The sequence below is a fragment of the Actinospica durhamensis genome (assembly GCF_018139695.1).
GTDB lineage: Bacteria > Actinomycetota > Actinomycetes > Streptomycetales > Catenulisporaceae > Actinospica > Actinospica durhamensis.
In genome coordinates this window covers 1-12686 of sequence record NZ_JAGSOG010000251.1, presented here as the reverse complement: position 1 = coordinate 12686, position 12686 = coordinate 1, and the positions used below count along the sequence as shown (strand labels likewise).

At 76.1% G+C, this 12686-nt stretch carries 12 protein-coding genes and 1 pseudogene; all 13 read right to left on the bottom strand.

Going from position 1 to position 12686, the window contains the following annotated elements; translation table 11 throughout:
* Positions 1-664 (bottom strand): annotated as a pseudogene (locus KDL01_RS32440) (hypothetical protein); the annotation flags it as partial.
* A gap of 401 nt (positions 665-1065) precedes the next feature.
* Complete coding sequence (cbiE, locus tag KDL01_RS32435; RefSeq protein ID WP_212532492.1) at positions 1066-2463, bottom strand: precorrin-6y C5,15-methyltransferase (decarboxylating) subunit CbiE; 1398 nt, start codon at positions 2461-2463, stop codon at positions 1066-1068.
* 89 nt (positions 2464-2552) lie between these two features.
* Positions 2553-3512 carry a sirohydrochlorin chelatase gene (locus tag KDL01_RS32430; protein WP_212532491.1) on the bottom strand — a complete coding sequence of 320 codons (960 nt, stop codon included), beginning with the start codon at positions 3510-3512 and terminating at the stop codon, positions 2553-2555.
* Positions 3509-4123, bottom strand: a complete 615-nt coding sequence (locus tag KDL01_RS32425; protein WP_212532490.1) for a precorrin-8X methylmutase — start codon at positions 4121-4123, stop codon at positions 3509-3511. The genes KDL01_RS32430 and KDL01_RS32425 overlap by 4 nt, the downstream gene beginning before the upstream one ends.
* Entirely contained in the window at positions 4120-4350 is a 231-nt protein-coding gene (locus tag KDL01_RS32420; RefSeq protein ID WP_212532489.1) for a ferredoxin family protein, read from the bottom strand. The genes KDL01_RS32425 and KDL01_RS32420 overlap by 4 nt, the downstream gene beginning before the upstream one ends.
* Positions 4347-5906 carry a precorrin-3B C(17)-methyltransferase gene (gene cobJ, locus KDL01_RS32415; RefSeq protein ID WP_212532488.1) on the bottom strand — a complete coding sequence of 520 codons (1560 nt, stop codon included), beginning with the start codon at positions 5904-5906 and terminating at the stop codon, positions 4347-4349. The genes KDL01_RS32420 and cobJ overlap by 4 nt, the downstream gene beginning before the upstream one ends.
* Positions 5903-7138, bottom strand: coding sequence for a precorrin-6y C5,15-methyltransferase (decarboxylating) subunit CbiE (cbiE, locus tag KDL01_RS32410; protein ID WP_212532487.1), 1236 nt, complete (start codon positions 7136-7138; stop codon positions 5903-5905). Before cbiE (KDL01_RS32410) ends, cobJ begins: the two co-directional genes overlap by 4 nt.
* Positions 7135-8397, bottom strand: a complete 1263-nt coding sequence (locus KDL01_RS32405) for a cobalt-precorrin-5B (C(1))-methyltransferase (RefSeq protein ID WP_212532486.1) — start codon at positions 8395-8397, stop codon at positions 7135-7137. The genes cbiE (KDL01_RS32410) and KDL01_RS32405 overlap by 4 nt, the downstream gene beginning before the upstream one ends.
* Positions 8394-9230, bottom strand: coding sequence for a precorrin-4 C(11)-methyltransferase (cobM, locus tag KDL01_RS32400; RefSeq protein ID WP_212532485.1), 837 nt, complete (start codon positions 9228-9230; stop codon positions 8394-8396). The genes KDL01_RS32405 and cobM overlap by 4 nt, the downstream gene beginning before the upstream one ends.
* Positions 9227-9958, bottom strand: a complete 732-nt coding sequence (gene cobI, locus KDL01_RS32395; RefSeq protein WP_212532484.1) for a precorrin-2 C(20)-methyltransferase — start codon at positions 9956-9958, stop codon at positions 9227-9229. The genes cobM and cobI overlap by 4 nt, the downstream gene beginning before the upstream one ends.
* Before the next feature lie 5 nt (positions 9959-9963).
* On the bottom strand, positions 9964-11379 hold the full coding sequence (locus tag KDL01_RS32390; RefSeq protein ID WP_212532483.1) for a cobyrinic acid a,c-diamide synthase CobB: 1416 nt from the start codon (positions 11377-11379) through the stop codon (positions 9964-9966).
* The gene (gene cobO / locus KDL01_RS32385) at positions 11373-11993 is read right to left on the bottom strand and encodes a cob(I)yrinic acid a,c-diamide adenosyltransferase (protein ID WP_212532482.1); all 621 of its coding nucleotides are present in this window, start codon (positions 11991-11993) and stop codon (positions 11373-11375) included. The genes KDL01_RS32390 and cobO overlap by 7 nt, the downstream gene beginning before the upstream one ends.
* Positions 11994-11997: 4 nt before the next feature.
* Positions 11998-12686: vWA domain-containing protein (locus KDL01_RS32380; RefSeq protein ID WP_212532481.1), on the bottom strand; the 689-nt coding region annotated here is incomplete at its 5' end.

Genomic DNA, 12686 nt, shown 5'->3' with positions numbered 1-12686 from the left:
AGAGACAGCGTCGGCCCTCGCCGACCTCGACCAGGGCCAGGGCGTCGTCCAGCAGTTCGAGCACGGTGACGGCGACGGCGGTGTCCGCGCAGGTGATGCACGAGTCGTGCGCGCCGGACTGGCCGAGGCCGGGCTGGGCGGCCCGCGGCGGCGCGGCGGACCAGGAGCTCGAGCCGCCGAGCGAACCGCCGAGCGGGTCGTATGCGGGCTCGTACGCGGGCAGGTCGGCCGGCTCAGGGTCCTGCTGCGGCAGCGGCGCGGCGAAGGGCACCGAGCGGGTGCCGGGCAGCGGCGAGAGCGGCGGCTGGCTCAGCGGCGTCGGCGAGCCCTGATTCGGCACCGGCGGCGGCGGGACCTGGTAGTCCTCCGGCTCGCCCGCGTCGAAGATGGCGCCGGGGAAGAACTCGGTGGTGGGCGCGTCGTGGCCGAGCGGGTAGGACCCGCCGGCGCCCGCACCGCGCCCGGGCAGTGCGGTGTTCTGGCCGAAGACGGCCTCGGCGTAGCCCATCGAGCCGCCGGCCACCCAGGGCGAGTCGGCGGGGGCCGCGGGCTGCGGTGCGCGCGGCCCGGCGACACGCTCCGGCCTGACCCCGTTCTCGCCGCCGGCGGCGCGCTCGTACCCCTGCGCGTCCAGCTCGCGGCCGAACTCGTCGGTGCCGGTCATCGTGCCTCCTCGTTCCCTGTCCACCGTCGAACCGCGCTCTCGGTGAGCGCGCCTGTCTTGCCCCCCGGACGACCCGTGCGGACTGACGGATCCCCCGCCTCTGAGCGGCGGGGCGATCACGTACCCTACCGGGAACCCGGACCCGCCGTCATCGCGATGGCGAAGCGGCCGGGGCGCATCCGGGTCCCGTAGCAGGCCGTGCCCGGGTGGCGGGAGGCCGTCAACAGGCCGCGCGAGTGACGCACACCACCCTTCCGATGGACGTGGCGCACCGGGTTCGCGAGGGCGCGCTGAAACCCCGTCAGTACCACCGTGCGCGCCGGGACGAACCGTCGCGCACGCCCCGGAACCGGACATCGCCGGACACCGCGGCGCACCCGTCGCGGGCGCCCGACGCGGGGTCAGGAACGCTCGCTCCAGAGCACGAACACCGGGTCCTGCGCGGCGAAGCGGTGCGCGTCGCCCGGCAGCGAGACCAGCCGGGAGGACTGGATCAGCGCGCCGTCCACCCGGCGCCGGGAGCCGCCGGAGCCGCCCTCGCCGCGCAGCGCGCCCTTGATCTCGGCCACCCGGTCGATCGCGGTCATCGCCGCCACCACGATCCGCGGGTCGCGCCCGACTGCGGCGCGCACCACGTCCGCGCCGCCGCCGCCGAGGAAGACCGCGTCCGGCTGGGGCAGGTCGAGCAGCGCCTCCGGGGCCTGCCCGCGCACCACCCGGAGCCTCACCTGATGCATCGTCGCGTTGAGGTCGATCCGTTCGCAGGAGTCGGGGTCGCGCTCGACCGCGACCACGGCCGCGCCCAGCCGGGCGCACTCGATGCCGACCGAGCCGGATCCGGCGCCGACGTCCCAGACCAGGGTGCCGGGGCGCGGGGCGAGCCGGGCCAGCACCAGGGCCCTGGCCTCGGCCGCGAGCACCCGTCCCGAGCGGTAGACGAACGCGTTGTCCGGCGCGGCCCAGCCGCCGCCGGGTCCGGACCAGCCGGCCAGCGGTACCGGCAGCCCGCCGGCCGCGCCCGGCGCGAGCACCTGCGCCTCGTCCAGGCACAGCACCACGCAGGGGTCGCCCCAGATGTGCCGCTCGGCCGCCTCGTCCAGGCTGAGCCACTCCACCGACTCCTCGGGCTCGCCGAGCCGCTGCGCCACCACGAGGGTGCGCGCGGGCCCCGACTTGTCCGGGCCGAGCAGCTCCGCGGCCAGCTCGCGCGGGCCCGCGCCCTCGCCGGTGAGCACCGCGACCTTGGGGTAGGCGCGGCACAGGTTGGCCGCCGCGCGCAGGCTCGCCCCGTGGCCCGCGGTGAAGCCGCCGTCCTTGGCCGCACGGCCGCCGGTGCGCACCTTGCTCGGCTCACGGGAGGTGCCGTCGGTGCCGTCGGCGGGCGGGTCCACCGCCACCACCAGGGCGTCCTCCCAGGCCAGGCCGATCCGGCCGAAGGCGGTGGCGATGGAGGAGACGGCGGGGACGGTGCGCACCCGCAGGCCCTGCTCGCGCAGCGCGCGGACCACGCCGAAGTAGCCGGGGTCGCCGGAGGCCACCACCACGGCCGAGCCGTCGTGCAGGGCCAGCCGGGTCAGGGCCGGGCCGAGCCCGCCCATGTAGATCCGCCGCGCGCTCTCCGGCACCGGCAGGGCGTCGAGGTGGCGGATGTTGCCGACCACGAGGGTGGCCTGCTCCAGGGCGCGGCGGGCCGCGGGGCCGGGCGGGGAGCCGTCGAAACCGATGACGGTGACCGTCACCCGCGGCTTCGCGGCGCCCGACGGCGAAGCTCCCGACGGGCCGTTCTGGTGCGTACCCATAGCGGTCCGATCATCCCACGACCGCCGCTCGGGCTCCCTCGGGACGGGAATACGGCGATTCCCACACATCGATCGCCAAGCGGGACGGATCAGTCCGAAACGTGCGCATGTTCGTGATCGTGATGGTGCGGGTGGTCGTGGTGGTGCGGGTGCGTCGGGTCTTCGGGGTGGTCGTGCGGGTGCTGCGCCTGGCCGACCCGCGCCTCGAAGCCGGGCAGCGCGATCCGGTAGACGCACGCGTCGCAGTTCATCCCCGGCGCGGCGGGCCCGCGGCCGTCGGCCTCGAGGTAGCGCTCAAGCACGAGATCGGCCAGGGCGTCGCAGTCCCCGATGACGTCGGCGACCCGCACCGCCACGTCGTGCTCCTTCGCCCACGCGCCCGCCTGGGCGTGGACGCGGGTCGGCAGGACGCCGGGGAAGAGGAAGAACGGCAGCACCACGACCCGCCGCGCCCCGAGCGTGCGCAGCCGGTCGAGTCCGTCGGGGACGGCGGGGTGGGCCAGCGAGACGAACGCGGGTTCGACCTCGCGCACGCCCGCGTCCCGGCTGGTCTCCCACAGCAGCCGCGCCGCCCGGTACAGGTCGGCGTTGGCGTCGGGGTCGGTGGTGCCCCGGCCCACCAGCAGTACCGCGTCCGGCCGCTCGGCTCCCGCCGACGCCGCCGCGAGCCGCTCCCGCAGCAGGTCGAGCACGACCGGGTGCGGGCCGAGCGGGCGGCCGAGCCGGGTACGCAGCCCCGGGTGGCGGTCCCGCTCGCGGGCCAGCGCGGCCGGGATGTCGCCCTTGGCGTGCCCGGCGGCCAGCAGAATCAGCGGGACCGCCGTCAGGTTCCGGTGCCCGGCCTCGACCAGACCGGCCACCGCGTCCTTGAGCGGCGGCGGGGACAGCTCGATGAACCCGCCCGCCACGGCCGCGGGCGCGGCGCAACCGGCGCCCGCGCCCGCCGCCCGGGCGGCCACCCGCCGGACGAACGCCCGGAACTGCCCGGCGCCCTCGGCGTCGCGCGTCCCGTGCCCCACGATCAGCAGCGCGCTCGCGGACCCGGTCATCGACCCACCTCCTGGTACAGCAGGGCATTGAGCGCCGCGGCGGCCACGGCCGAGCCGCCCTTGCCGGAGCGGTTGCTCACGGCGGGCAGGCCGCTCTCGCGCAGCGCCTGCTTGGACTCGACCGCGCCGACGAACCCGACCGGCAGGCCGAGCACCAGCGACGGGCGGTAGCGTGCGGCGCCGTCGACGAGTTCGAACAAAGCCGTCGGAGCACATCCGATGACGTACACGGCGCCGGGCCCGGCCTCCTCGGCGGCCAGCCGCAGCGCCGCGGCCGAGCGGGTGATCCCGGCCTCGGCGGCGACCTCGGCCGCGCCCGGATCCGTGATCCGGCACAGGGTCTGACGGCGCGTGATCCCGGCCGCGACCATCGCCACGTCCGCCACCACCGGCACCCCGGCCCGCAGCGCGGCGACGGTGTGTTCGAGCACGGATTCGTCCGGCAGCACCAGGTCCGCGGCGTAGTCGAGGTCTGCGCTGGCGTGCACCACGCGCTCGAGCACGGCGCGCCCGAGCGGGGGCAGCGCGGCGGCGTCGGGGTGGCTCGCGGCCAACTCTCGGCGCAGGATCGCGTACGACTCCTGCTCGATCGGGTGGACGGTCCTGGTCACGTTCGGGCTCTCATCTCGATGGCATCCACGGGGCAGATCTCCTGGCACTGCCCGCAGCCGGTGCACGCGTCGGCGCGCACCAGCAGGCGTCCGCCGACCGGCCGGATCGCGTGCTCCGGGCAGGTCAGCAGGCAGCCGCCGCAGCCCTGGCAGGGGCCGATCTCGGCCAGCGGGGGCAGCGCGAAGGGCAGCGGCAGTACGGCGGGCGGCGCGGCGGGCGGGGTCATTCCTTCCACCGGTAGCCGCGCGGGGTGACGAAGCGTCCGGCCACGATCCGGGACTGGGAGCAGCCCACGATCACGGTCGTGTACATGTCCACCACGGCCGGGTCGAAGGCGGCGAGCGTGGCCAGCCCCTGGCTCTGGTCCGGCCGCCCGGCGTTGCGCACCCAGCCGACGGGGGTCTCGGCGGGCCGGTGCCCGGCCAGCAGGGCCAGCGCCTTCGGCAGCTGCCAGTCCCGCTTGGCCGAGCGCGGGTTGTAGAAGCTGACCACGAAGTCGCCCTCGGCCGCGGCCCGCACCCGGCGCTCGATCACCGGCCAGGGCGTGTGCAGGTCGGAGAGCGAGATCGCGCAGTGGTCGTGGCCGAGCGGGGCGCCGAGCACGTTCGAGGCCGCGGTGGCCGCGGTGATCCCGGGCACGCACACGACGTCGAGGCCTGCGGTGTCCGGGTCGTCCAGGGCCGGGGACGCCATCGCGTAGACGCCGGCGTCACCGGAGCCGATCAGCGCGACGCGGTGTCCGGCCCGGGCCAGCTCGACCGCGCTGCGGGCCCGGCGCTCCTCCGCGCCCAGGCCGCTGGCCTCCACCCGCACCCGCTCCGGCAGCAGGTCCCTGATCTGCTCGACGTACTGGTCGAGCCCGACGACCACCTCGGCCGTCCGCAGCTCCTCGAGGGCGCGCGGGGCGGTCAGGTCGCGGGCGCCGGGGCCGAGCCCGATGATCGCGAGCCGGCCGGCCTGCTCGGGCCGGGCCTGCTCGGGCCCCTGGTCGTGTACTGCCACGGCGGCGGTCGCCATCGGATTCTCCCTCGGTGATTTGGTCTTCTCGACCAGCAGTCGGCCCGGCGCCGCCGCGGGCGCGTGGCGGGCGGCGGCCTCGGCCACCGACGGCGTCCCGGCCGCGGCCCGCACGACCTCCGACGGGTTGGGCACCTCGACCTCGGCCAGCTCCGGCGCCGGGTGGACCAGCAGCGGCAGGCCGAGCAGCCGGGCCGCGGCCACGATGCCCGCCTCGTGCGCCTTCAGGTCCACGGTCGCCAGGGCCCTGACGTCCGCGCGGTCCAGCCCGCCGCGGGCCAGCGCCGCGTCCACGGTCTCGAGCACCTCGTCCACGCTCACGCCGCGCGAGGCACCGACGCCCACGACGAGGTGACGGGCCGGGCGCGGCAGCGGCGGAAGGGGCCTGATGCCCTCGGCGTCGCGGGCGTTGCTGATCACGGCCTGCGCGTCGAGCGCGGCGGCGACGCGGCGGGCGAGGTCGTTGGCGCCGTAGTGCCCGCCGAGCAGCGCGATCGCGAAGCGGCGCCCCTCGTCCACGCACACCACCGGCGGGTCCGTGGTCTTGTGCCCGAGCAGCGGCGCCAGGATCCGCACCGTCGCCCCGGTCGCCAGGAACGCGACCACCGCGTCGCAGTGCCCGAACGCGGCGCGCAGCGAGTTCGCCACCGTGCCCTCGTCGAAGACCTCGACCTCGTCCGGCCAGAGCGCGCCCAGGTACGCCGCCGCCTCGCGCCCCGAGTCGGTCGCCGCGATGCAGCCGATACGTTGTCCGGCGCGGCTCACAGCAGCTCCCCCCAGATCAGGAAGACGGGATTGAGCGCGGCCAGCCGGTGCGTGCCGTCGGGCAGCCGGGACAGCCGCGAGGCCTGGTGCAGCATCCCCTCCGCGGCGTAGCCGTGCCGGGCGAGCAGCGGCAGCGCCTCGGCCGCGCGCTCGAGCGAGGCGAAGGAGGCCACCAGCCGCGGCGGGCGGCGGTCGAGCACGGCCCGCAGGACCTCGATCCCGCCGCCGCCGAGGAACACCGCGTCCGGGGCGGGAAGGGTGTCGACGGACTCCGCCGCATCGCCCTCACATATATAGAGTCCTGTCTGCCCGTGCGCGGCCGCGTTGCGCCTGATGCGTTCGCAGGACTCTGCGTCGCGTTCGACCGCGAACACCGCCGCGCCGCGGCGCGCGCACTCCACGGCGACCGAGCCCGACCCGGCGCCGAGGTCCCAGACCAGGTCGCCGAAGCCGGGCGCGAGCCGGGAGACGATCAGCGCCCGGGTCTCCTGCTTGGTGATCTGCCCGTCGCGGTACTCGAAGGCCTCGTCCGGCAGCGGCGCGGGCGTCGCGGTCCCGCCGCCGGCCGGCCCGGCCAGCCAGCCCGCGCTCTCGCGCTGCGCCCCCATCGCGACGCAGAGCACCACGTGCGGCTCGGCCACCTCCGCCGCGGCCGCCGCGGCGAGGTCGAGCGCGCGGACCCGCTGCCGGTCAGAACCGAGGTTCTCCGCGACGTGCAGGACGCGGGCGCCGGGCTCGAGGCCCGCCTTGAGCAACGCGGCCGCGAGCTCGCGCGCGCCGGCCGCGGGGCCGGTGAGCACCGCGACCTTCGGGTGCGCCAGGCACGCGTTCACCGCGCGTCGCAGGCTCCTGGCCTGCTCGGCCGAGCCGTGTGCGGAGACCACGGCCGCGTCGTCCCAGTCCAGGCAGGCGGCCGCGAACGCGGCGGCGACCGAGGACACGGCCGGGATCACCCGCCCGATCTCGAGCCCCTCCGCCCGCAGCCGCCGCACCACGCCGAAGAACCCCGGGTCCCCCGACGCCAGCACGACCGCGTGCCCGCCGTGCGCCCGCAGCACCTCGACCGCGGACCCGAGCGCGCCGAGCCGGATCGTGCGCACGCCGGCCGGCACCGGCGCCGCGGCCAGATGCCGCGCCCCGCCCACCACCAGCGTCGCCGCCTCCAGAGCCGCGAGTGCCCGCGCGCCCAGCGGCGAACCGTCCCACCCGATGACCGTCAATCCCGAGCTCATGCCCAGCCTCCCGAATGTCCCCAGCCTCCCGAGTGTCCCCAGCGTCGGCTGGCCCCGGCCAGGCCCAGGCCGCTGAAGTCCACCAGAGCCACCCGGGCCTCGATCGCGCCGCCGCACTCCTCGCGAGCGAAGCGCTCGAGCACCCGCGCCACCCGCTCGCACAACGCGTCGCCGCACGGCCCGAGCACTCCGGCGGCTTCCCAGAGCTCGTATACGTGGCGCGCGGTATGAGCCTGCCGCACCGCGCCCGCCAATGTCGGATCCCCGGGGACCGCCGCCTCGGTGATCTCGCCGAGCACGTCGGTGTCGACCGCCGAGCGGGTGTAATGGGTCATCAGGATCCCGGAGGCGAGCTTGGTCAGCTTCCCGACCATGCCCACGAACGCCACCCGGCCCACCCCGTGCTCCACGCAACGGCGCACCGCGGCCCCGGTGAAGTCGCCGACCTCGACGAAGCTCACCTCGGACAGCCGCGGCAGCAGCGCCATCGCGCCCTTCTCGGTCCGGCCGCCGGTGCACAGCACGAGTGTCGCGTCCGCCGCGCCGCCGCCTTCGGACCCGTTCCCGGACCCCGCCGCCTGGGCGGCCAGTACACTCACCGCCTGCTCCACCGACGCCCGCCACGCCGCCGTGGAGAACGGCCGCACGATCCCGGTGGTGCCCAGGATCGAGATGCCGCCGAGGATCCCGAGCCGCCGGTTGGTGGTCTTACGCGCCATCAGCTCGCCCTCGGGCACGGAGATCACCACCCGTACCCCGCGCGCGTCGAGGTCCACGGCCTCCCCGACCGCGCGGGCGATCATCGCGCGCGGCACCGGGTTGATCGCCGGGCCGCCGACCTCGAGCCCGAGCCCCGGTTTGGTCACCACGCCCACGCCCACGCCGCCGTCGAGCTCCAGACCCGGTGCCTCGCGCCAGGTCGCGGTCGCGGTCAGGTGCGCGCCGTGGGTCACGTCCGGGTCGTCGCCCGCGTCCTTGACCACGACCGCCTCGGCCTTGGCCATGCCCGCGCGGGGCCCGGCGCCCGGCACGTCGCAGCGTTCGACCGCGAACCTGACCCGCTGCGCCCACGCGCCGTCCTTGCCCGGCAGCGCGATCTCCACCTCGTGCTGCGGGTCCCCGGTGGCGAGCGCGAGCGCGGCGGCCTTCGCGGCGGCGGTGGCGCACGAGCCGGTCGTCCAGCCCGTCCGCAGCGCCCGCCCGTCGCGCTGCTTCATGGTGCGCGGCAGGTCGGGCTCGCGCAGCCCGTCCGCGCTCATCGCGCCCGCAGCGCCCGGCGCGCCTGCGGATCGGCCCGGCGGTGCTCGTGGAAGTGCCCCGGGTGGTAGAGGTGCGAGCGGGTCCCGGACGCGGCCAGGGCCGGGCCGACCAGGAAGAGCGTGTGCTTCCACAGCCGGCGCGCCCGCACCTGCTCGGCCATCGTCCCCACGGTGCACTCGAGCAGTTCGCCGTCCGGCCAGGTGGCCCGGGACGCGACGATGACCGGGGTGTCCGCCTCGTACCCGCCCGCCAGCAGCTCCTCGGCCAGCTTGGCGCAGCGCGCCGCGGAGAGGAACACGGCCATGGTCGTGCCGTGCGCGGCGAAGGAGCGGATCGTCTCGCCCGAGGGCATCGGCGTCTTGCCGCCCTCGAGCCGGGTCAGGATCACCGACTGGGCCACCTCCGGCACGGTCAGCTCGCGCTGCGCGAGGGCCGCGACCGCCGAGAACGCCGAGACGCCCGGGACGACCTCCGTCTCCAGACCCAGCTCGCGCGCCCGCTCCAACTGCTCCTGGATGGCGCCCCAGAGCGAGGGATCGCCGGAGTGCACCCGCGCGACCAGCAGTCCCTCGCGCGCGGCCCGCTCGTAGTACGGCAGCACGCCCTCGATCGGCAGCGCGGCCGAGTCCACGGTCAGCGCGTCCGGCCGGGCGTGCTCGAGGATCTCCGCCTGCACCAGGCTCGAGGCCCAGATCACGATGTCGGCCGCGCCGATCGCCCGCGCCCCGCGCAGGGTGATCAGGTCCGCGGCGCCCGGACCGGCACCGATGAAGGTGACCTTGCCGCGGGCTTTCTGTCCCTTCTGCGCGTCCTGCTCGTTCCGCTCGCTCACAGCGCCGCTCCTCTGCCGCCTCGCGCCGCCGGGATGATCAGGGTCGTGAAATAGGACGCGCGTGCCTCGTCCCACTCGCGCAAGGGCACTATCCGCTCCCCCGGCAGCCCGAGTTCGCTCCCCAGCACCGCGTCCGCGGACCGGCCGTGCGCGTCGGCCAGCTCCACCAGCTCCCGCATCGACCGGCCGCCCTTGTACACCACCACCGTGCCGCCGCCCGCGAGCGCCGCCGCGACCTCGGCCAGGCCGGCCGTCGCGGGCACCAGCGTCAGCGGCTCGCGCCCCTCGGCCAGCCGCACGACCGCCCGCGACGCAAGGTCCTGCATCGCGGTGATCCCGGCGACCGTCTCGATCCGTACGCCGGGGTCGAGCAGCGCCACGCTCTGCGCGAGGTATCCGAAGGTCGAGTAGACGTTGGGGTCGCCCAGGGTCACGAACGCGATCCGGGCCGCCCCCTGGTCGAAGGCGCCCACCACCGTGCGCGCCGCCGCGTCCCAGGCGGCCTCGCGCTGCTCGGTCACCCCGCCGCGGTCGTCGAGCGCGAACACCAGCCGGCGCGCTGTGAGCCGGGCCGCGGCGAGCACGACCTCCTCGGCCCGAGATAGCCGGTCAGGGTCCGTACACGGGGCGAAGACCACGTCGGCGCCGCGCAGCTCGCGCAGGGCCTTGAGCGTCAGCTGCTCCGGATCGCCCGGGCCGACACCGACGCCGATCAGGGTCCTGGTCACGGCCGTCACGCGGCGCCCACCGTCCCGGCCGCCGTCAGCCCGGCCGCCACCGCGACCAGGCGGCGCGGGATCTGCGGCGCGCCGGCCCAGTGCAGGTGCAGGTAGGAGGCGTGCACGCGGCGGACGGCGAAGCCCTCGGCGACCTTCTCGCCCTCGGATCCGCGCCAGAACCACGCGGGCGGCTCGGTGGACCCGGGCGTGAGCACCGTGCGATGGAACTCGTGCGCGTTCACCCGCGTGCCGGCCGGGCCGAGGATCGAGTCCGCACCGGCCACGGCCTCGCGGTAGCCGAGCGTCAGCCGGCTGCTCATCCGGGCCTCGGCGTCCACGACCCCGCACATCGGCACGCCGTCGAGCTGCTTCGCCAGGTACAGCAGGCCCGCGCACTCCGCGGCGATCGCCCCGCCCGACTCGGCGAAGCGCCGCACCGCGTCGACCAGAGCCTTGTTCTCAGCCAGCTGCGACGCGTAGAGCTCGGGGAAGCCGCCGCCGATGACCAGCGCCGACGTGCCCTCCGGCAGCGCCTCGTCGCGCAACGGGTCGAAGCCGACGACCTCGGCGCCGGCGGCGGTGAGCAGTTCGGCGTGCTCGGCGTAGGAGAAGGTGAACGCCGCGCCCCCGGCCACCGCGACCACGGGACGCCGCTCGGCCGGCACCGGTCCGCCGAGTTCGGCCAGCACCGACTCCGGCGACCACGCCTCCTCGGCCGTCACCGGGGCCGCGCTCCCCGCGATCCGCTCGATCCGGTCCACGTCGAGGTGCGTTTCGACCAACTCGGCCAGCGCCGCGACCGTGGCCAACGCGTCCGGCGCCCGCTCGGCCGCCGGGATCAGCCCGAGATGCCGGGACGGGGTCGCCGCCCCGTCGCTGCGATGCAGGACCCCGAGCAGCGGAACGCCGATTTCCTCCAGCGCCGACGCCAGGATCTCCCGGTGCCGGGGCGAGCCCACCCGGTTGAGCACGACCCCGGCCAGGCGCACCCGGCGGTCGAACCCGCGGAAGCCGTCGACCAGCGCGGCCACCGACCTGCCCTGCGCCGTCGCGTCCACCACCAGCACCACCGGCGCGCCGGTCAACGCGGCCACCTGGGCGCTCGAGGCCAGCTCGCCCCGGCCCACCGCGCCGTCGTAAAGGCCCATCACGCCCTCGATCACGGCGATGTCCGCGCCCGCCGCGCCGTACCCGAACAGGCCCACCGTCCGGCACTCGCCGATCAGGAACGGATCCAGGTTCCGGCCCGGGCGGCCCGCGGCCAGCGCGTGGTAGCCCGGATCGATGTAGTCGGGGCCCACCTTGAACGGCGCCACCCGCCGGCCGCGCCGCGCCAGCGCCGCGATCAGCCCGGTGGCCACGGTCGTCTTGCCGTGCCCGGAGGCGGGGGCGGCGATCAGCACCCGCGGCACGGTCGCCACCGTCACCATTCGATGCCCTTCTGGCCCTTGCGCCCGGCGTCCATCGGGTGCTTGACCTTGGTCATCTCGGTGACCAGATCCGCGTACTCGACCAGCGTGGGCGCCGCGTCGCGCCCGGTGATCACCACGTGTTGCGTCCCCGGCCGGGCCCGGAGCACCTCGACCACCTCGTCCACGTCCACCCAGCCCCAGGTCATCGGGTAGGTGAACTCGTCGAGCAGGTAGAGCCGGTAGGTCTCGGCCGCGAAGTCGCGCTTGATCTGCTCCCACCCGGCCCGGGCGTTGTCCGCCTGCAGCTCGGGGTCCGAATGGAGGTCCTGCTGGAGCCAGCTCCAGCCCTCGCCCATCTTGTGCCAGGCCACCGGCGCGCCCTGCCCGGTCTGCTCGTGCAGCGCCCCGAGCGCCTTGAACACCGGCTCCTCGCCGATCTTCCACTTGGCGCTCTTGACGAACTGGAACACCCCGATCGGCCACCCCGCGTTCCAGGCCCGCAGCGCCAGGCCGAAGGCCGCGGTCGTCTTGCCCTTGCCGTGGCCCGTGTGCACGACCGTCAGCGGCAGGGCGCGGCGCTGACGGGTGGTCAGCCCGTCGGCGGGGACGTGTTCTGGCTTGCCCTGGGGCATCGGGTCAGGCCGCCTTTCGCAGGGGCTCCGGGGTCGAGGAGGTGGCGCGCCGCACGGTGTGGTCCAGGGCGGCGGCGGAGAGCGAGGCCATCGGCACGTGCTCCCCCTCGAGCCCGCCGGCCAGCTCCGCGGCCAGCCCGAGCCGCACCGGACCGGTTTCGCAGTCCACGACGATCGAGGTCACGCCGGTGGCGGCGAGCAGTCCGGCGGCCCGGCGCGCGTCCGCCAGCGCCGAGGCGGACCCCGTCGCCCGACCGTCCGTCACCAGCACCACCAGCGCGCGCCGCCGCGGATCGCGCAGCCGCTCGCGCTGCACGACGGTGTGGCACAGGAGCAGTCCCGAGGCCAGCGGCGTACGCCCGCCGGTGGGCAGCGAGGCGAGCCGGGCGGCCGCGGCCTCGACCGAGCCGGTCGGCGGCAGCGCGAGCGTCGCGGACGAGCCGCGGAAGGTGATCAGCCCGACCTTGTCGCGGCGCTGATACGCGTCGAGCAGCAGCGAGAGCACCGCGCCCTTGACCGCGGCCATCCGCGAGCGCGCGGCCATCGACCCGGAGGCGTCCACGGCGAACAGCACCAGGTTGCCCTCCCGGTCCCGCCGCACCGCGGTGCGCAGATCAGAGGGCTGGAAGCTGATGCGCGGCGCGCCCTGCTCGGCATCCGCGTCGTACGCCGCCGCCTGCCGCCCCGCCGCCA